This window comes from Stenotrophomonas sp. YJH_SMC_37, assembly GCF_059370035.1.
In genome coordinates this window covers 157,432-175,358 of the sequence record NZ_JCAFTG010000006.1, presented here as the reverse complement: position 1 = coordinate 175,358, position 17,927 = coordinate 157,432, and the positions used below count along the sequence as shown (strand labels likewise).

Annotated in this window: 18 protein-coding genes, 2 pseudogenes and 1 riboswitch; of the genes and pseudogenes, 6 read left to right on the top strand and 14 right to left on the bottom strand. The window is 66.1% G+C overall.

Annotated features, from left to right (window positions below):
• Positions 1-189: 189 nt before the first annotated feature.
• From arsB to AC5P8J_RS10905, 4 genes and pseudogenes are all read right to left on the bottom strand, one after another.
• The gene (arsB, locus tag AC5P8J_RS10920) at positions 190-1,221 is read right to left on the bottom strand and encodes an ACR3 family arsenite efflux transporter (protein ID WP_021204023.1); all 1,032 of its coding nucleotides are present in this window, start codon (positions 1,219-1,221) and stop codon (positions 190-192) included.
• Positions 1,222-1,229: 8 nt separating this feature from the next.
• Positions 1,230-1,733: an arsenate reductase ArsC gene (locus AC5P8J_RS10915; RefSeq protein ID WP_227852981.1), complete on the bottom strand. Its 504-nt coding sequence runs from the start codon at positions 1,731-1,733 to the stop codon at positions 1,230-1,232.
• 36 nt (positions 1,734-1,769) lie between these two features.
• A pseudogene (gene arsN2, locus AC5P8J_RS10910) lies at positions 1,770-2,189 on the bottom strand (arsenic resistance N-acetyltransferase ArsN2); the annotation flags it as partial.
• Between the two features lies 1 nt (position 2,190).
• Positions 2,191-2,520 (bottom strand): ArsR/SmtB family transcription factor, encoded by a 330-nt coding sequence (locus tag AC5P8J_RS10905; RefSeq protein WP_021204021.1) that lies wholly within the window; start codon positions 2,518-2,520, stop codon positions 2,191-2,193.
• Between the two features lie 17 nt (positions 2,521-2,537).
• On the opposite strand from AC5P8J_RS10905, the gene arsH reads away from it, so the two are divergent.
• Complete coding sequence (gene arsH, locus AC5P8J_RS10900) at positions 2,538-3,266, top strand: arsenical resistance protein ArsH (protein WP_478432675.1); 729 nt, start codon at positions 2,538-2,540, stop codon at positions 3,264-3,266.
• Between the two features lie 21 nt (positions 3,267-3,287).
• Here the strand turns inward: arsH and AC5P8J_RS10895 are convergent, their stop codons facing one another.
• The 3 genes and pseudogenes from AC5P8J_RS10895 to AC5P8J_RS10885 all read right to left on the bottom strand — a co-directional run.
• On the bottom strand, positions 3,288-3,980 hold the full coding sequence (locus AC5P8J_RS10895) for a L,D-transpeptidase (protein WP_021204019.1): 693 nt from the start codon (positions 3,978-3,980) through the stop codon (positions 3,288-3,290).
• A gap of 157 nt (positions 3,981-4,137) precedes the next feature.
• Positions 4,138-4,410: a hypothetical protein gene (locus AC5P8J_RS10890; protein ID WP_005407606.1), complete on the bottom strand. Its 273-nt coding sequence runs from the start codon at positions 4,408-4,410 to the stop codon at positions 4,138-4,140.
• Positions 4,411-4,684: 274 nt separating this feature from the next.
• Positions 4,685-5,269 (bottom strand): annotated as a pseudogene (locus AC5P8J_RS10885) (DUF2268 domain-containing putative Zn-dependent protease); the annotation flags it as partial.
• A gap of 215 nt (positions 5,270-5,484) precedes the next feature.
• Between AC5P8J_RS10885 and AC5P8J_RS10880 the strand changes: the two are divergent.
• The 5 genes from AC5P8J_RS10880 (at position 5,485) to AC5P8J_RS10860 (ending at position 8,995) form a co-directional block, all read left to right on the top strand.
• On the top strand, positions 5,485-6,060 hold the full coding sequence (locus AC5P8J_RS10880) for an OmpO family porin (protein WP_004134798.1): 576 nt from the start codon (positions 5,485-5,487) through the stop codon (positions 6,058-6,060).
• A gap of 125 nt (positions 6,061-6,185) precedes the next feature.
• On the top strand, positions 6,186-6,953 hold the full coding sequence (locus AC5P8J_RS10875) for a helix-turn-helix transcriptional regulator (protein WP_021202105.1): 768 nt from the start codon (positions 6,186-6,188) through the stop codon (positions 6,951-6,953).
• Between the two features lie 67 nt (positions 6,954-7,020).
• The gene (locus AC5P8J_RS10870; protein ID WP_227854221.1) at positions 7,021-7,389 is read left to right on the top strand and encodes a VOC family protein; all 369 of its coding nucleotides are present in this window, start codon (positions 7,021-7,023) and stop codon (positions 7,387-7,389) included.
• Positions 7,390-7,510: 121 nt separating this feature from the next.
• A complete protein-coding gene (locus AC5P8J_RS10865; protein WP_058980203.1) occupies positions 7,511-8,485 on the top strand; it encodes a Dyp-type peroxidase in 975 nt (324 codons plus the stop codon).
• An 84-nt stretch (positions 8,486-8,569) separates the two neighbouring features.
• Entirely contained in the window at positions 8,570-8,995 is a 426-nt protein-coding gene (locus tag AC5P8J_RS10860; RefSeq protein WP_227854228.1) for a TonB C-terminal domain-containing protein, read from the top strand.
• A gap of 105 nt (positions 8,996-9,100) precedes the next feature.
• On the opposite strand, the gene pnuC is transcribed toward AC5P8J_RS10860, so the two are convergent.
• From pnuC to AC5P8J_RS10825, 7 genes are all read right to left on the bottom strand, one after another.
• On the bottom strand, positions 9,101-9,670 hold the full coding sequence (gene pnuC, locus AC5P8J_RS10855; RefSeq protein WP_031269344.1) for a nicotinamide riboside transporter PnuC: 570 nt from the start codon (positions 9,668-9,670) through the stop codon (positions 9,101-9,103).
• A gap of 8 nt (positions 9,671-9,678) precedes the next feature.
• Positions 9,679-11,868 (bottom strand): TonB-dependent receptor, encoded by a 2,190-nt coding sequence (locus AC5P8J_RS10850; protein WP_494539897.1) that lies wholly within the window; start codon positions 11,866-11,868, stop codon positions 9,679-9,681.
• Between the two features lie 70 nt (positions 11,869-11,938).
• A riboswitch (TPP riboswitch) is annotated at positions 11,939-12,034 on the bottom strand.
• A 43-nt stretch (positions 12,035-12,077) separates the two neighbouring features.
• Entirely contained in the window at positions 12,078-13,202 is a 1,125-nt protein-coding gene (locus AC5P8J_RS10845; RefSeq protein WP_111104927.1) for a phosphotransferase enzyme family protein, read from the bottom strand.
• 125 nt (positions 13,203-13,327) lie between these two features.
• Positions 13,328-13,735, bottom strand: a complete 408-nt coding sequence (locus AC5P8J_RS10840; RefSeq protein ID WP_021202098.1) for a glycine zipper 2TM domain-containing protein — start codon at positions 13,733-13,735, stop codon at positions 13,328-13,330.
• Between the two features lie 246 nt (positions 13,736-13,981).
• Positions 13,982-15,967 carry an XVIPCD domain-containing protein gene (locus tag AC5P8J_RS10835; protein ID WP_494539898.1) on the bottom strand — a complete coding sequence of 662 codons (1,986 nt, stop codon included), beginning with the start codon at positions 15,965-15,967 and terminating at the stop codon, positions 13,982-13,984.
• Between the two features lie 112 nt (positions 15,968-16,079).
• Positions 16,080-16,850, bottom strand: coding sequence for a hypothetical protein (locus AC5P8J_RS10830; RefSeq protein WP_134729736.1), 771 nt, complete (start codon positions 16,848-16,850; stop codon positions 16,080-16,082).
• A 378-nt stretch (positions 16,851-17,228) separates the two neighbouring features.
• On the bottom strand, positions 17,229-17,867 hold the full coding sequence (locus AC5P8J_RS10825; protein ID WP_019661903.1) for a response regulator: 639 nt from the start codon (positions 17,865-17,867) through the stop codon (positions 17,229-17,231).
• Positions 17,868-17,927: the final 60 nt, after the last annotated feature.

Below are 17,927 nucleotides of genomic sequence, written 5' to 3'. Positions count from 1 at the left end.
TCAAAGACGCTTTTGGCATTTTTGCATGCTGTTAAGCCGTCGCAGACGCAGGCGCCGCAACGTCCGTAGCGGCATGGGGAATATGCGACATGGGTCGAAGTTGATGACGTGGCGTACGGGTACCCCACCAGGCCGATGACGACAGTGCGGGGCGAAGAACGTAAATCGACTTCGGCGCACTCCGGTGTGTCAGTGCTCTTCGCGTCTCTCGTACCAGGCTTGAGTACGGTTCACGATCCGCACCACAGACAACATGACCGGCACCTCGATCAGTACACCCACCACCGTCGCCAGCGCAGCCCCCGAATGCACGCCGAACAGCCCCACCGCGGTGGCTACCGCCAGTTCGAAGAAATTGCTGGCACCAATCAACGCCGAAGGGCCGGCCACGCAATGCGCCACGCCCAGGCGACGATTGAGCAGGTAGGCCAGGCCGGAAGTGAAATAGACCTGGATCAGGATCGGCACCGCAATCAGTGCGATCACCAGCGGCTGCTTCACGATCTGCTGGCCCTGGAAGCCGAACAGCAGCACCAGTGTGAGCAGCAGCGCACACAGCGAGACGGGCCCAAGCTTGCGAAGCATCTGCTGCAACGCCGCCTCGCCACGATGCATCAGGATCCAGCGCCGCAGCAACGCAGCCAGCAGCACCGGCACCACGATGTAGAGGCCAACGGACAGCAGCAGGGTATCCCACGGCACGGTGATCGCCGACAGGCCCAGCAGCAGTGCAACCACCGGCGCGTAGGCCACCACCATGATCGCGTCGTTCAACGCCACCTGGCTCAGGGTGAAGTTGGCATCGCCACGGCACAGGTTGCTCCACACGAACACCATGGCGGTGCAGGGCGCGGCCGCCAGCAGGATCAGCCCGGCGATGTAGCTGTCGATCTGTGCTGCGGGCAACCAGTCGGCGAAGGCATGGCGCAGGAACAGCCAGCCCAGCAGCGCCATCGAGAATGGCTTGACCGCCCAGTTGATGAACAGCGTTACGCCGATGCCCTTCCAGTGCTGCTGCAACTGGCGCATCGCAGTGAAGTCGACCTTCAGCAGCATCGGGATGATCATCAGCCAGATCAGTACCGCAACCGGCAGGTTGACCTTGGCGATCTCTGCGGATGCCAGCGCGGCAAAAGCACCGGGTAGGAAGTGGCCCAGCAGCGTGCCGACCGCAATGCAAAGCCCGACCCAAAGCGTCAGGTGGCGTTCGAACAGATTCATGCGGGAAGTCACGGCATGCTGTCGGTCGGCTGCAACTGTCCAATCTGATCCAGCGCGTGCTGCAGCGCTTCGCGGTCGGACCACAATGAGTCAGGCAAGGCGAGCAATGCACGCAGTCGCGCCTTCACGATGGCATGAGCCAGCGCGAAGGCTGCGGTCTTGTCGGCATCGTTACCCGCTACGGCCGCCGGATCGGGCAGGCCCCAGTGGCTGCGGATGAAGTCACCGAACACCACCGGGCAGGCCTCCGCTGCGGCTGAATCGCACACGGTGATCACCAGGTCCATCGGCGGTGAATCCACGAACTCATCCCACGACTTGCTGCGCAGCCCTTCAATGGGCATTCCTTCGGCCTGCAGCTGGGCCAGCGCGAAGGGGTTGATCTGGCCAGTGGGCTGGCTGCCCGCACTGAATGCGCTGAAGCGATCGCCGCCCCAGGCGCGCAGGGTGGCTTCAGCAAGCATGCTGCGGGCGCTGTTGCCGGTGCAGAGGAACAGGACATTACGGGTCATGTGGCTTCCGTGGTCAGTGAGTGGCTTGGACATGCAAAGCGCGCTGCCCGGACAGAGACGGGTGAACTCGGCAGAGCTGCGGATCGCCTCCGCTATCTGCGCGCGATCGCATCCGGCATAGCCGTGCCGCGCGAACCACGAGCCTGCCGATGTTGTCAGCAGCACCAGTTCCCTGACCTGCATACGGTGGGCCATCTCTTCGGCCGCTGCCAGCAATGCGCGTCCAAGGCCGGTGCCGCGTCGGTCATCAGACACCACCAGGGAGCGGAGCAGCGCCGAGGCGCCGAAAACCTGCAATCCAACGGCGCCCACGGGGACGCCGTCGAGGTCTGCGACGAGAAACACGACCTCGCTGCTTTCCAGATCGGCCACGGGCAACTGCGCCCGCTGCAGAAGGTCTCGGATGCAGGACAGGTCGTCGCGTGTGCCGGCACGAATCACGGGGTCTGGCTTCATCTCAGCACCTGCAGGCCGGTTCGCTTGCCGCGCACTGCTGGTCCGGCGAACCCGCGCAGCAATTGTGCGTCAGGTACTGGATCAAGCCGTTCATCGCATCGAAGTTGGCGCGATAGCAGACATGGCGGCCCTGGCTTTCGCTCTCCACCAGCCCGGCCTGCACCAGCTCCTTCAGGTGGAAGCTGAGCGTGGCTGGGGGCACCTGCAGGGCCGTGGCGATGTCGCCCGCCATGCGCCCTGCCGGGCCAGCCTCCACCAGCAGGCGGAAAGAAGCCAGGCGGGTGGCATGACCGAGCGCGGTGAGGGCGGTGATTGCATTTAACGTTTCCATATTTCTAGAATAATCGAATGAATAAGCCAGTCACAAGCCCTGACCTGCCCAATCTGGTGGAATCGTCATTGCCCCAGCCCAATCATCACAAACTCGCCGCGGCAGATCTGGGGCCGCCACGCATCCTCCTGCTCTACGGCTCGCTGCGGCCGCAGTCCTTCAGCCGCAAGCTGGCGCTCGAAGCCGAGCGATTGCTGCGCCATCTGGGGTGCGAAACCCGCATGTTCGATCCACATGCGCTGCCCATGCTGGACAGCGTGGACACGAGCCACCCTGAAGTGCAGCGATTGCGCGAATGGTCGCAGTGGTCGGAAGGCCAGGTCTGGGTCAGCCCCGAGCGGCATGGCACGGTCACCGGCGTGTTCAAGAACCAGATCGACTGGTTGCCGCTGGAAGATGGCAGCGTGCGGCCCACGCAGGGCAGGACGCTGGCGGTGATGCAGGTGAGCGGCGGCTCGCAGTCGTTCAACACCGTCAACACGTTGCGCGTGCTCGGTCGCTGGATGCGCATGCTGACCATCCCCAACCAGTCATCGGTGGCCAAGGCCTGGCAGGAATTCGATGACGACGGGCGGATGAAACCCTCGCCGTACTACGACCGGGTGGTGGATGTGATGGAAGAGTTGGTGAAGTTCACGCTGCTGACGCGGGGCCGGTCGGACTACCTGGTAGACCGTTACAGCGAGAGGAAGGGCGACGCGCTCGCGGCCGCATTGGCGCAGGCTGCTGGCGCTACCGCCTCCTGAGTTCCGCTACGCAAACGCGCTCTATTTGCTCGCGCGCCGCGCGCCCTTCTCGTCTTCTTCCTTCGCATTCCCACGGCTCTGTGCGAACTCCGGGAAGGTTTTCGCGATCGAATCCTTGTCCGGCAGGATGTAGAACACACCGCCCTTCTCAAACGTGGAGTGCACGATCTGCTCGTAGAACGCAGGCGAAACGTTGATGCAACCGTGGGTGACACGGTTGTCGTCCGGCGAGGGCGATGCCAACCGCTCGGCGCGCTTTTCCTTCGGGCTGCCCGGCGGCAGCGGGTGCATCGAGACTGCGGAATCGTAGTCCACCCACAGCACGCGCCCGGCATCGTCGGACGGGCCGTAACCGCCAATGAAGCGGCCGGCAGGCGTGGTACGGTCGTGGCCGGGAATCGCGCTCAGTGCGAGCTTGGCGACGCCCGGTGCGGAGTGGTCGCCGATCGCCGACCCAAACAGCGCCGGTGCTGCGCCGCGCAGCTTGCCATCACCGCCGAAGACCAGAACCTGCGCCGCCGCCTTGTCCATGACCGCAAACGGATAGCCCTGGTTGTCCTTGCTGGCGACCACCCAGCCGGCCAGCTCGATCACTGTTTCGGACACGCTCTGGTCGGGCGGAAGTTCGTCAACGGCGGCAATGCGTTGTTCAGGCGCTTCCTTGTCCTTGCCCTTGGCGCTGGCTGCGCCGCTGCACGCAACGGCCAGTGCCAACGCCAGTGCGGCATGGAAGACGCGGCGTGCAGGGGAGGAGGAGGTACGAATGGGACGGCTCCTTGCAATGCAATTCTGGGTGGAAGGATGCCAGTGGCCGGCGAAGGCCACTGGTTCCCGATACAGAGGTGGATCAATTCAAAGGGTGAGAGAGCTATCAGCCGCGCGGCTTGCGACCGGCCGGTGCCCTTTCAAGCTGCTGTACGCGGCCTTCGATCTGGTCCAGACGCTGGTTGGCCTGCTGCGCCGACTGGTTGGCGGACTCGGCACTCTGGGCAGCGCCCTGCACCTTTACGTCGAGCTGATCGAGGCGCGAGTTGATGGTTGCGAACTCGTCCTTGTAGGTGGCGCAAGCGCCGAGGCTTACGGTGGCCACGATGGCGACGGTGATGGCGCGTGCTGCGTTGATGTGCTGCTTGGTCAGTTTCATTTCCAACTCCCTCCTTCGTCTGGGGAAGCTGGAATATAGCGGCGTTTGTTCCCGGCGCTAGCCCGTGCTTTCAGCTGGAATTGGAAGACGTGGAAGCGCTGTGAAGACGTTCGATCAACAAAACTTAACAAGCAGGATCACGCGGGCGGACGTGCATCGGCCGGCTTGCCTTGTGCCTGTTCAGAAGCACGTATTCATCAGCATGAAGCGGAGTTCATCGAAGTGCCGTCGGCACCGCCTCGATGCCAGCGCACGCGGGCCGCCACCGGCTGGCGTCCAGCAGCGCCTGATAGAGCAGGGTGGGCTGCTCGACTTCCACGCGTGCACTTGGCTGTTGCACGTGCACGTACTCATGGGCAATCAGGTGCACGAAACGGTCGCCGACATCGGCCTGCATCCAGTCGGCGTCGCACAGCGCTTGCAGTCCACTGACCACGCCTGCTTCGGCGGTCACGCCACCACTGTTGCCGCGGCCCACCAGTACGGTGACCGGGGAAAGCGCCGCAGACGGCAACAAGGTGCCCAGCTGATCGACGGCAGCGGCGACGCGCATGCGGATCGATGGCAATGCTGTCGCGCAGGTTCTCGCTTTCGCAAACAATGCCGGCGTGTCCTGGATGGCCCTGGCCAGCCGCTCCATCGAGCCGATACGGCTGTCGGTGAAGCTGCGCAGAGCGTCTGTGCCAGCATCCAGATAGCTGCGCTGCAGATCGTCGGCACTCGGCTTTCCAGCGCTGGCATCCAGCACATGGAAGAAACGCGTGACATCGTCCGTCTGAATCACGATGCGCGCAGGAGGCTGGCTGCGCTCGGCCGCCTGCAGCATCATCGCAAGGATGATGAGCAGCAGCTCGCGCACCCTACGGCGGGCACGTCCCCGCAACAGCAGTGACGCGGCGGATGTGTGCGGCATGCGGAGTTCCCTGAACGTCGCCCATATTTATATACCAGTCAGTTCAATATTCAGGGTTGATTAGACCCCCTAACGGATAATTCACACCTGTCGATCGCCTCCTCTCTCTTCCCCTCCCGGGAGGCGGCCGACGAAACCAAAATAATTAAAGGTGTGTCCCGATGAACAAGAATTCGCTGCTTGCCCTGGGTCTTCTGGCTGCCCTGCCGTTCGCTGCATCGGCAACCGATGGCCTGTCGTACAACTACGTTGAAGGCGGCTACGTGAACACCGATGCCAAGGGCGGCGACGCCGATGGCTGGAAGGTGAAGGGTTCCGTTGCGGTGCACCCGAACTTCCACGTCTTTGGCGACTACAGCGCCCAGGAAACCGACAAGTTCAAGAATGACGTCGACCAGTGGCGCCTGGGTGTCGGCTACAACTACGGCATCGCACCGAACACCGACCTGGTGGCCCGTGTTGCGTACCAGAAGTACGACGAGAAGCGCGGCCTGGACTTCAACGGTTACTCCACCGAAGTGGGCGTGCGCACCGCGTTCAACCCGTACGTGGAAGGCTACGTGATGGCCGGCTACGAAGATTTCAGCAAGAAGCACGGTTACAACCCGGACGGCGAGTTCTACGGCCGTGTCGGCGCCACCGCCAAGTTCAACCAGAACTGGGGCCTGAGCGGCGAAGTGAAGCTGGCCAAGGCTGGCGACCGCGAGTGGTTCGTGGGCCCGCGCTTCACCTGGTAACAAACGCCTGTCGTTAGTGCGTGTTGTGCTGGCGTGTGACTCTCTCTCTCTCTCCCACACGCCAACCGAAGCCCGGCCTCGCGCCGGGCTTCACTTTTATGGGCCCTGTAGCGCGACAATGCGGCATGGGCGACTCTTCTTCCCTCGCATGCACTGGCACGGCCTACCAGGAGCATCTGGCACCCGCGCCGCTGCGTGGCCACTTTGGACAGCTGTGGCAGAGCCAGCTTCCTGCCGATGCCGATGGGCACGTCACCGTACTGCCTGACGGTTGCGTGGACATTCTCTGGCGCGACGGCGTGCTGTTCGTGGTCGGGCCGGACCGCGTGGCCGCGCACCCGGGGCTGGCACCCGGTGCGCAGGTGCTGGGCGCACGTTTCCGTCCCGGCCAGGCACTGGCCGCGCTGGGCCTGCCCCTGGCCGGGATCATCGGCCAGGCCGTGCCCCTGGCTGACCTGAAGGGCGCGTGGGCGAACAAGGCGGCGGCCTCCATCGGCGACACCGCGCCTGCACAGCGCCTGCAGCGAATGGCGCACTGCCTGCAACAGCATATGGGTGCGGTCGCGCTCGACACCCCCGCCAAGCGCGCACATGCCCTGTTCCAGGCGCTCGCCGCCGGCCACGCCACGCTGGACACGCTCGCGGCGCACGTCGGCCTGAGCCCGCGCAGCCTGCGACGCTTCAGCCAGTCGCAGTTCGGCTACGGCGCCAAGACGCTGGAACGGATCCTGCGGCTGCAACGTTTTCTGCGCCACAGCCGCGCGCTGCCGCAGCACTCCCTGGCGATGCTGGCCGCCGAGGCCGGCTATGCCGACCAGGCCCATCTCAGCCGCGAGGCACGTGAGCTTGCCAGCATGACAGCACGCGAGCTGCGCCTGGAATGGGGCCAATGATGGCCGTTTTGTTCAAGACCACGGTGCTGCATTGATCGATGCTGGGCTCCCAACACGGAGCCACGCCATGAGCCACGCCGCATCCCGCGATGCCGAACGCCGCATCGACAACATCGAATTCAACGTCGCCGACATTGCCCGCAGCAAACGCTTCTACGGCGAGGTGTTCGGTTGGCACTTCACCGACTATGGCCCGGCCTACACCGAATTCGACGATGGCCGCCTGAAGGGCGGCTTCGTGGCCGACGTGCCGGTGCGTGCCCACGGCGGGCCGCTGGTGATCGTGTATTGCGCGGACCTGTCCGACGCGCAGCAGCGCGTAGTCGCTGCCGGTGGCGAGGTGGTGCGGGCGGTGTTCGCATTCCCCGGCGGCCGCCGCTTCCACTTCCGCGACCTGGATGGCTACGAGCTGGCGGTGTGGAGCGATCTGGATTGAGTCTTCGTACCATTGCCGGTGGACGGAACGAGAACCGCTCCGTCCACGGTCAGGCGGTTCCGCTATGATCGCCCGCACATCGCCACACGCGACGCGCCCGCCTCAAGCCCGCAGGAATACCGTGAACACCCAGCCCGCCCAGATCACCGCCGTCAACCACACGCTCGACAATGAGCCGCAGCAGATCACCGCGCCACTGACCCATTCGGCGGCGTTCCTGGTGCTGAAGGTGAAGGATGATGAGGCGTCGATCGCCAGGGCGCGCGAGGTGCTGGCCAGCACCGACGACCTGATCAAGAACACCGCCATCCGCGAGATCGAACGCACCTTCACCTGCAACGTGGCCATCGGCCACCGTGTGTGGCAGCCGCTGGTGGGCACCACGCCGCCGCGCGAGCTGAAGCCGTTCCGCGAGATCAAGGGCGCCACCCACACCGCCGTGTCCACGCCGGGCGACCTGCTGTACCACATCCGGGCGCGCACGATGGACCTGATCGTGGCCTTCGAGCGCAACCTGCTGATGGCCTTCGGGGATGCGGTGGAAGCGGTCGATGACGTGGCTGGCTTCCGCTATTTCGATGGCCGCGACCTGCTCGATTTCGTCGACGGCACCGCCAACCCGGAAGGGCTGTCGCTGCCGGAAGCCACGATCGTGGGTGAGGAAGACCCGGAACATGCCGGCGGAAGCTACGTGGTGGTGCAGAAGTACCTGCACAATCTCGATGCCTGGCGCGCGCAGAAGACCGAGGCGCAGGAGGCGATCATCGGCCGCACCAAGCACGACAACATCGAGCTGGACGATGCACCGGCCGATGCGCAGAAATCGCACAAGACCCTGTGCACCATCGAGGACGCCGACGGCGAGCACGAGATCCTGCGCGACAACATGCCGTTCGCCAACCCGGGCCGCGGCGAATACGGCACCTACTTCATCGGCTACACGCGCCGCCTGTGGGTGATCGAGAAGATGCTCGAGCGCATGTTCATCGGAAATCCCGCACCGCTGCATGACCGCATCCTCGATTTCTCCACCGCCACCACCGGCGTGACCTTCTTCGCGCCCTCGCGCAAAGTGCTGGCCGATCTGGGCGATTGATCGCGCCGGGCAGCGGCGACGGCCATCTGCCTGTCATCTACCGCCCCGACCATCAGCCGTTGGATGAGAGCGCAGGGGCGGGCGATCGCGATGGCAAGGAACACAACCGGCGCACGCCGCTGGTGGCGGCCGCTGGCCGCGGTGTTCGGTGCGCTGGCACTGGGGAGCGCCGCGGTGTCCGCGCAGGACGCCCCTGCGCATTGGATGGCCTACGCCGCTGCGGTCGGTGGCCAGCTGCAGCAGCGCCTGCAGCAGGAGCAGGACCCGCAGGCGCAGCGCGTGCTGGAATGGCTGCAGGCACATCCGGACGCACCGACGCCGCTGCCGGTGAGCGTGTGGATCGCGGCGGATGGCCGCATCTCGAAGCTGGAATTCGACAGCCTGGGCGATGCCCAGGTCGACGCCGACCTGCGCGCGACGCTGCAGGGCGCGCCGTTGCAGGCAGCCCCGCCGGCCGACATGCGCCAGCCGCTGCGGCTGGGGCTGGTGCTGGTGCTGGAGCCGAAGTAGATCCACGCCATGCGTGGATGTGGTGGGTAGATGCCGACCTTGGTCGGCAGGCGCGCGCCAACCCGGGTTGGCGACTACCGGTAGCCCGCCACGCATGGCCTGGCTCTACTGCGTTGCCACCTGTGGCTCGCGCGCGGCGGCGCTCCATGCGCGCAGGCCGAACACGGCCAGGCCGAGGAAGAACACGTACAGCGCGGCGGTCACGTGCAGCGACTTGAACAGGTACGCGCCCACGTAGACCACGTCCACCGCGATCCACACCCACCAGCAGGCCACGTGGCGGCGCGCCTGCCACCACTGCCCGACCAGGCTCAGGCCGGTCAGCAGCGCGTCCAACCACGGCAGGGCGGCATCAGTGAAGCTGTGCATGGCTGCACCCAGCGCCACGCCACCACACAGGCCGATGGCCAGGTCACGCAGCAGCGTGCCGCGTGCCAGCGGCACGATGCGGATGCTGCCCTCATCGGCGGCATGCTGCCGCCAGTTGAGCCAGCCGTAGACCAGGAAGCCACCGAAGGCGACCTGCAGCAGGGTGTCCGAGTACAGCTTGGCCTCGGCGAATACCAGCCCGTACAGCGTCACCGACAGCAGGCCCACCGGCCACGCCACCAGCCGGCGCCGGGCCATCAGCCAGACGCCAAGGATGCTGCACAGTGCGGCGGTCCACTCGAGCATCACGCCGCTCACAGCGCGAACGTCACCGACAGGCGGGCCTGTCGCGGTGCGCCGGGGAACAGGTAGTAGTCACCGCCGCTGCTGCCGGTATCGCGCCAGTAGAAGCGGTTGAACACGTTGTCCACCGACAGGTTCCAGGTCACCGCACGCTCGTGCAGGCGATGCTGGAAGCGCAGACCAGCGTCGAACACCGAGTAGTCCGGTGCGCGCACGCCGCCGTCGGCACGTGCGACGTTGGCACCGGCATAACGCCAGCCGCCAGTGACATCCAGGCCCTGCACGAACGGCAGCGCATAGGCCACATGCACGCTGGCCCGCACCTTCGGCACATTCACCAGCTGATGGCCTTCATAAGCCGGCGTGCCGGTGTCGCGCGCACGCGCCTGCAGCACGCTGGCACTGGCCACGATCTGCAATGCGTCGGTCAGCTGGCCGTTGGCGGTCAGCTCCAGGCCGGTGTGGGTCTGGGTGCCTTCCTCGACGAAGGTGTAGCCCACGTCGCTGTTGTCCGGCCTGGCGTACTGGTACGGCTGCGAAATGCGGAACACGGCCGCACCCAGGGTCAACGCCTCGACCGGCACGTACTTCACGCCCACTTCCAGCTGGCGCGACTGCACCGACGGCAGGAAGGTGTCGGCATTGCTGGTCCAGAACGGCGCTTCCTGGCCAAGCGAAATGCCGCGCACGTAACTGGCATAGGCGTTGAGCTGGTCGGTGGCCTTCCACACCAGCGCGGTCTGCGGCAGGAAGCGTGACAGGCGGCTGTGGCGCTGCGGGGTGCCGCGCTTGTCGTAGGAGCGCTCATCGAGGCGCACGAAGCGGCCACCGGCCAGCCACTGCCAGTCGTCACCGAAGCTCATCCGGTCCAGCGCGAAGAAGGCGGTCTGGCGGCTGTCCAGGCGACGTGCGGACGGGCCAGGCATCTTCGGCGACGGCGCGAATACCGGCACCGGTGCTTCGTGGATGTTGGTGGTGCCGACGTACTCGTTGACGCTCGGGCGCCTGTCCACGGTGCGGCGGAAGTAGTCGGCGCCGAGGGTCAGCTCATGGCCGACGCTGCCGGTCTCGAAACGGCCACGCAGCTCGGCACGGGCCTGCTGGTTGCGGCGGGTATCGTCCGGGCTGCGGTAGTCGTAGACGTCGTAGTCGCCGTTGGGCGCGAAGTAGTTGCCCGGCACGCTGCCATCGGCGCATTGCACGGCGTAGTAGCAACCGTAGGCGAAGGCGACGTTGTCATCGATCACCGACCGGCTGTGGCCGACCGAGACGCGCGACTGCCAGGCCTCGTTGAAGTCGTAGGTGTGCAGGGCGGTGATGTTGGTGCTGGCGATATCCACTGGACGCTGCCACGGCTGGTAGCCGAGCAGGTGCTCGCGGTCGACGCCGCGCGGCAGGTCGCGTGCGCCCAGCAGCTGGTAACCGGACACCGAACGCTGCGAACTGGTCTGGTAATTGGCGTCCACCTCCAGCTTGCCGCGTTCGCCGATCAGCCAGTCGGCCGCCAGCGAGTAGAAATTGCGGCGGCCATCGGCGTGCTCGACATAGGAATTGCTGGAATCCCACGCGGCATTCAGGCGCAGGCCGAAGCGCGGGGTGATCCAGTGGCCGACATCGACGGCGACGTAGCGCGAGCCTTCCGAATCGGTGCCGAGCGTGGCGGTGCGCACTTCGGCCGGGCGCTTGCCGATGTAGTTGATGATGCCACCCGGTGCCATCACGCCTGCGGCCAGGCCGGCTTCACCCTTGAGGATCTCAACCGACTGCACGTTCTCCAGCGCCAGGCGCTGTTCGCCGGCGATGGACAGGCCGTTGAAGCGGTAGCCGGTGGCGGCGTCCAGCGCGAAGCCACGGATGGCGATGTTCTGGTAGTAGCCCACAGGTGCATACGCATCACCCAGCGAGGCATCGTTGCTGGCAAGCTCGGACAGCGAACGTACCTGGCGACGGTCGAGATAGTCGCGCTCGAGCACGTTCACCGACGCCGGCGTGTCCTTCCACGAACCGCCGCCGAAGGCATTCACGCGCGAGGTATCGGCCTTCGGTTTGCCGGCCTGCACGCGCACCGCTGCCAGTTCGGTCGGCGAGCGCTCGGCGCCGGTGGCAGCCGCATCGGGGGACGCCTCGGCCTCGCTGGCGTGCAGCGGCAGCGCGGCGCAGAGGGCGAGGGAGAGCAGGGTGGGGCGCAGGCAGCGGTTCATTCGATTCGTCTTCGGACAACAAGGGAGACGAAGCGACGGCGCGCAGGTGCACCTGCCCATGACGGGGGTGTGGCTGCGGCTCAAAGCTCCCTACGCCGGTGCAAACCGGATCAGGTTCCAAGGGACTCTCTCAGCCTAGCAGATCCAGGCACCCCCGCTTCAGGTGACCATTTCACTACAAATGGTACGGATTTGCGAGCCGGCGCCCTTCAGGCTGCCGCGTGCAGGGCCTGCAGCAATGCCTGTCCCGGCGCGCTGTGGAACCACGCCGGGTGCCCCAGCATGAAGGGCTGCCACGCCACGTCGGCATTCGCGGTCGAGCCGGTGACACCTTCGAAGTACTCCACTTCGGACAGTGCGAAGTCGAAATGGACCATCGGCAGCAGGTCGGCCAGCAGGTGCACGCGTGCCGCCGACAGCGGCAGTACCTGGCGGTAGCCGTCGAGCAGGGCCAGCGCGATATCGATGCGCACCGCCTCCATGCCGCGCTCCAGCTCCAGCCACGCCACCGCGTTGCGCTCGATCGCGGTGGCGAGGTCGAACAGTGCGCTGGTGGGCGAGGCCAGGCCGAAATCCAGCACGGTGCTGATCTGCCCATCGCGCCACAGCAGGTTGGAAACATGCCAGTCGTTGTGGGCCCACAGCCGCGGCTCGTCGCGCAGGCGCTTGGCCAGGCCGGCATGCCACGGCAGCACGTCACGCTGCAGCTGCGCTTCCCACGGAATGCGCGCGAGATAGCGGGCCAGCGCGGGGCGCTCGTGCAGCCCTGCCTTGATGGCCGCGATCGGATCGTCGGCGCGGATCAGATCGTCGCGCGCGACCAGCACATGGGTGCTGCGCTGGGGCGCGTGGTAGCTGGCGGCGGCACGGTGCAGCTGTGCGAGTGCGCGTCCGGCTTCACGGGCCTGCGCGATATCGGTCAGCAGCGACCACGACACCGCGTCGCGATACAGGTCCTCACCGACGCCAACCGCATGCAGCTCGAAGGTCCATTCGCCATGCTCGACGGCAGTGTGGCCATCGGTGGCCGGCAGCACCTGTACTACCGGCACGCCGGCGGCGGCGAGATGGGCGATGAAGTGGTGTTCTTCTTCCAGGCAGGCCGCGCTGCGCACGCTGTGGTGGTGGCGCTTGATGAACACCGCGCCGTCCCTGCCATTGACGATGGCGGCGGCCGACAGTGGCCGCGGGCTGTGCCAGCGCGGTTGGCTCTGCTCGTCCAGCTGAGGGTAGCGCTGGCGCAGCCACGCAATGTCCGCCGCGCTGATCGGTGGCCAGTCGGCAGCAACCTCGTCGTTGTTGAGGCCCTGCACGCGGTGGGAGGAAGAAGTCATGCCGCAGCCCCGGTGGGGAAAGTCGCATCCAAGGCTGCGCATTCAACGCCATGCACGTGGCCAACGCAAACGGGCGGGTCATCGACCCGCCCGTCCGTGCATCGGCACGGGAGATGCCGTGCCGCTTACCAGCCGCGATGGCGACCGCGGTCGTGGTAGTAGCGGTTGTCGTAGTAGCGCTCGCGCTGCCAGCGACGGTTGTCACCGCGGTCGTAGTAGCCGCTGCGGTAATAGCCACGGTCGTAACGACGATCGTAGCGGTCGTCATAGCGGCGGTTGTCGTAGTAACGACGGTCGCGGCGGTCGGAGGTGGTCAGGTTGCCGATCGCGCCGCCGGCCACGGCGCCGCCCACGGTGGCGGCAGGATCACCGTTGGAGAGCAGGTTGCCGGCCACGCCACCGACCACGGCGCCGACCAGGGTGCGCTTGTCCTTCCTCGACATCGCGCTGGCATCGCTGACCACGGCCACACTGGCCACCAATGCCAGAGCCATCGCCAGACCACGGAAGCTGAGTGCGGAAGTACTGAGCATGTTCGTTCTCCTGTGAGGTGCATGCCACGCTGGGCAGGGAGGGCGCGGGGCGCCCCGGCTGCCGTGGTGTCCACGCTGGCGTTCCAACATTGCCGGAACATTGCCTGGTCCACCGTGCGGCTTGCGCATTCATCTAGCGGCAGGCGGCATGAAGCAAGGCTGAAAGCGGCCCCGGCCGCTCAGCTGGCAGAAAGGGAAAAGGCCACGCGGACGTGGCCCTCCCTTCTCTCCCAAGGCGCTGCGGGCTTAGACGCCCATCGCCTTCTGTGCCTGCCGGGCCTGCTCCTGCTGGGCATCCTGCTGCTGGTGCAGCACGTTTGGGGCGCCCTGCACGGCACCACTGCTGAGCGCCAGGCTCTGCTCGCTGGCGGCACGGGTCTCCACCGCCACGCGGCTGGCCGCCGGGTCACCGATCGTGCCCTGCACGGCGAACAGGCGCTCACCGTTCGGGCTCGGCACCACTGTGTCGATGCGTTGCAGGCCGGCGGCATGCGCCTCCTTGGTCAGGGCCGCGGCGGCGCTTTCCAGCGCGTGGCGATCCTTGAAGGTACCTGCCGGCAGCCGCTCCAGGCCCTCGGTGGCCTGCAGGTACATCGGATTGCGTGGGTGCCGCTCGTCGTTCAGCAAGGGTCGTTCGCGTGCTTCCTTGATCGCTTCCAGCGTCTTCGGACCGACGATGCCGTCGACGACCAGGCCGTTGTCCTTCTGCAGCTGGCGCACTGCCGCGTCGGTGTTGCGGCCGAAGCGGCCATCCTCGGCCAGTGGCTTGCCGTCGGCGCCGACGTAGCCCAGGTGGCCCAGCTGCTCCTGCACCTTGCGCACGCCCTCGCTGTGTGCGCCCTGCTTGTACAGTTCGGCGTGCGGCGTGGCGGCCGCCTTGTGCTCGGCGTTGGCCTTGCCCTGGGTCTGCTCGTGCGATTGGGTACGGTTTTCCAGCAGGTCACGGGCCTTGGACAATGGATCGGACGCGAACAGCTTCCAGTGCGGGTGGTCCTTCACCTGCTTGAGGTAGTCCTCCACCGGCATGGTGTGCACGCCCTTGCTGCCGGTGGACTGGCTGATCAGCAGCTTGTCGGTGTTCGGGTCGCGCACCACCATCACGATGTGGTCGATGCCGTTCCAGTGTTCATGGCGGGTCCTGGCCGTATCCAGGCCGATGATCATGCCTTCCTTCAGCGCACCGGGCTTGAGGATCGCGTCGCGGTCAAGCAGCACGCCGGACTGGTCGAATGCCTTGCGCACGATGCCGCCGGAACCCAGGTTGCCCAGGTCGATGCGATCGGCCTTGCTGAACACCGCATGCCCGGCCTTCTGGTTGATCTCGTCCATGGTCCGGTTCTGCAGCGTGCCGACCCAGCCGGAGCAATCGATGTAACCCTGGTCCACGTTCTTGCCGGTCTTGCCCGGTACGTACAGCGCGTGGCCCGGAATGTTGATGGCGTACTTCACATCGTCGTACTTCACGCCGGCCTCGTAGGCGGCCTGCAGTTCGATGCCCGGTTTCGGCGCGGCAGCGGCTGTTGCGGTTGCCGCCAGCGTGGCAGCACCGGCCGCCACGGCTGCGCTGGCCTGTGCAGGCGCGGCCGGGGCCTGGCCCTGTGCCACCGCCTGCGGTTCGATGTTCTTTTCCGGGATGCTGATCGCTGCGTACTTGTGGATGTAGTAGCTGGAGAAGGCCCGTGCCAGGTCGCCATCGTTCATGCCGCGCATTTCGGCCAGGCTGTGGCCGGTCAGCGCCTTCGCGTCCGACCCGATCTGGTTCAGCACGTTGCGGCGCATGTTGATCTCGTCGCCGTGGCTGTTGCGGACCACGCCGAAGGTGCCGGTGGCAATGGCGGTCTGCACCGAGCCATAGCCGGCACTGCCCTGCTGGTGGGCCAGGTACAGGTCCAGCCCGGTCGGCGTACTGCCGCCGGACAGGTACGGGTGGCCGGTGCGCTCGTTGCGGCGTGCCATCGAGTCCAGGTTGTCCTGGTACATCTGCGCGGCCGCTTCGGTGTTGCGGGTGGGGTCGAACTCGTGGCCGGTCAGGTGGTACTGGCGTGCGGACCCGGGCACGAACTGGAACAGGCCCTTGGCGCCGGATGACGCGTTGTGGGCGCGCTCGTTGAACGTGCCACCGGTCTCGATGTACGCGAAGCGCATGAAGTCGTCGACCGGAATGCTCTTCTGCCTGGCGACCTGCTCGACGATGTCCAGGACTTCCTTTCTGCTGTAGTCATGCTGTGCCATGACGTTTTTCCTCGGGGTTGATGGAGCGGCGCATGCCGCGAATCGCCAACCGGACTCATCCGTGAGTCAAGAACATGTCGGTCAACAGGGGACCCGCGCGTGGCGGGTGCTTTCAGCGCGCGAGGTACTGCTGGGTCGCGCTGTCGAAGGTGTAGTGCACGGTGTCGCCGGCACCCAGGGTGCGGGTCCTGCCGGGGCCTTCGAGGGTGGTGCCCTTGAAGGTCACGGTCAGTCGCGGCAGGCCGTTGCCGTCGGCAGCGAAGGCCAGTTCGCCGTCGCTGCCGGTGCAGGGCATCACGTTGCCTTCGTCGCAGGCGGCGCTGTTGTCCTCGCCCGTACGCACCGAACCGACATAGCGCCAGACCTTGCTGTCCACGTCGTCTTCGCTGCGCTTGGGGTTGAACAGCAGCAGTGCATAGCCGGTGCTGCTGATGCCGCGGTCGAAGCTGCTGGTCGGCACCGCCAGCAACAGGCGACCGTCGGCGGTTCGATGTTCAAGCAGCTTGCGCCGGGTATCGATATCGTCGGCCTTGTCGTAAGCGCCCAGTGCGCCGATGGTCCATTCCTGGCCACGGAACTTCCAGGGCTTGTTCGCGTCGCTGCCGGCCAGCACGAAGGTGGCCTCGGCGAGGTTGGCGCGGTCATCCGGGCCGGCCGGCGACTGCTCGCCCGGCTTGCCGTAGTGCTCGCGGGTATCCCAGGAGAAACCCGTGTAATACGTGGTGCCGTCGAGGGTGAAGGTATGGCCGAACCAGAAGGTCGCCACGCTGCCGTTCTGGACCTCATAGGAGGTCGCGCCATCGCCATCCACTTGATAGGTGAAATACATCACGGTCGGCGCGTCGGGCGGGGTAACGGCGGTGTCGGGAGAGGTGTTCTGCATCGTGGCAACATCCTGTCGGGGCGCATTGGCAGCCTGCGCAGGGGCGCCGGGCTGGGAGGACGAGGGGACCGGATCGGCGGCGCTGCAGGCGGCAGCGGAAAGAGAGACGAGCAGGCACGCCGCGAATGCGCGCAGAGGCCGCAACGGCAGGGTCCAGCGTAGCTTGGGGGGATGTTGCATGCGCCTCTCCATGGTCAGCGTTGCCGGGCCAGACGGCCGGCAGGGAACCGCGCCACGTCCACCAGGGACGGGAGCGAGGACATGAGCCGGTCGATTCCTTCGACCTCGCATTGGGAACTCATGCCCCACCATCTTGGCACAGATCGGCGGTCCGTCAAAGAGGGCAGTGCCAGATGCCCTTCTTGTGCGATCTGGCTCTCAGATCTTGCCGTCGCGCAGGTAATCGAACAGCTCGGCGTCGCCCTTCAGGCCCAGTTTGAGCATGGCATCACCTTTCTGCCGGCTGATGGTGCTGACGCTCTTGTGCAGCTGAAGCGAGATTTCCTTCACGGTCATGCCGGTGCCGAGCAGCCGCAGCACCTCCACCTCGCGTGGCGACAGCGGCTTGCCGTCACCCTCGCGCATGCGCCAGCTGCCGGCAGCCTCGACCCGCTCGCGCAGGCTGCGGCTGATGTAGGGCTGGCCGCGGTAGACCGACTGGATGGCCTGCGGCAGCTCGTCCATCGACGAACTCTTGTCGACCAGGCCGAGCACGCCGCTGTCGAGCACCATGCGCAGGATCGCCAGATTGCTGGAGACGCTGAGCATCAGCACCGGCAGGTCTGGATGACGGCGGCGGATCATGCCGATCATGGCGAAGCCGTCGGCCTGCGGGCTGCCCGGCATGGAGTAGTCGGTCACCAGCAGGTCGCAGGGCTGGCTGCCGAGCAGGGCCATCAGCGCCTGCGCGCTGTCGGCTTCGCCGACCACGCGGCCCACCCCGCTCGATTCGATGACGGCGCGGGTACCGATACGGACCACCGGGTGGTCGTCTGCGATGATGATGCGCAAGCTCATGCTCTAGTATGGCCACCGGGCTGGCTGGGCCGCGACCATCGCGGTCCCTGGCAGGATTCT

What these genes read in the sequence shown, in the direction of transcription:
- arsH (WP_478432675.1), top strand. Translation starts at nt 2,538, where the DNA reads ATGAATAAGCCAGTCACAAGCCCTGACCTGCCCAATCTGGTGGAATCG.
- AC5P8J_RS10890 (WP_005407606.1), bottom strand. Translation starts at nt 4,410, where the DNA reads ATGAAACTGACCAAGCAGCACATCAACGCAGCACGCGCCATCACCGTC.
- AC5P8J_RS10850 (WP_494539897.1), bottom strand. Translation starts at nt 11,868, where the DNA reads ATGAACCGCTGCCTGCGCCCCACCCTGCTCTCCCTCGCCCTCTGCGCC.
- arsB (WP_021204023.1), bottom strand. Translation starts at nt 1,221, where the DNA reads ATGAATCTGTTCGAACGCCACCTGACGCTTTGGGTCGGGCTTTGCATT.
- AC5P8J_RS10840 (WP_021202098.1), bottom strand. Translation starts at nt 13,735, where the DNA reads ATGCTCAGTACTTCCGCACTCAGCTTCCGTGGTCTGGCGATGGCTCTG.
- AC5P8J_RS10835 (WP_494539898.1), bottom strand. Translation starts at nt 15,967, where the DNA reads ATGGCACAGCATGACTACAGCAGAAAGGAAGTCCTGGACATCGTCGAG.
- AC5P8J_RS10845 (WP_111104927.1), bottom strand. Translation starts at nt 13,202, where the DNA reads ATGACTTCTTCCTCCCACCGCGTGCAGGGCCTCAACAACGACGAGGTT.
- pnuC (WP_031269344.1), bottom strand. Translation starts at nt 9,670, where the DNA reads ATGCTCGAGTGGACCGCCGCACTGTGCAGCATCCTTGGCGTCTGGCTG.
- AC5P8J_RS10875 (WP_021202105.1), top strand. Translation starts at nt 6,186, where the DNA reads ATGGGCGACTCTTCTTCCCTCGCATGCACTGGCACGGCCTACCAGGAG.
- AC5P8J_RS10830 (WP_134729736.1), bottom strand. Translation starts at nt 16,850, where the DNA reads ATGCAGAACACCTCTCCCGACACCGCCGTTACCCCGCCCGACGCGCCG.
- AC5P8J_RS10870 (WP_227854221.1), top strand. Translation starts at nt 7,021, where the DNA reads ATGAGCCACGCCGCATCCCGCGATGCCGAACGCCGCATCGACAACATC.
- AC5P8J_RS10825 (WP_019661903.1), bottom strand. Translation starts at nt 17,867, where the DNA reads ATGAGCTTGCGCATCATCATCGCAGACGACCACCCGGTGGTCCGTATC.
- AC5P8J_RS10915 (WP_227852981.1), bottom strand. Translation starts at nt 1,733, where the DNA reads ATGACCCGTAATGTCCTGTTCCTCTGCACCGGCAACAGCGCCCGCAGC.
- AC5P8J_RS10880 (WP_004134798.1), top strand. Translation starts at nt 5,485, where the DNA reads ATGAACAAGAATTCGCTGCTTGCCCTGGGTCTTCTGGCTGCCCTGCCG.
- AC5P8J_RS10905 (WP_021204021.1), bottom strand. Translation starts at nt 2,520, where the DNA reads ATGGAAACGTTAAATGCAATCACCGCCCTCACCGCGCTCGGTCATGCC.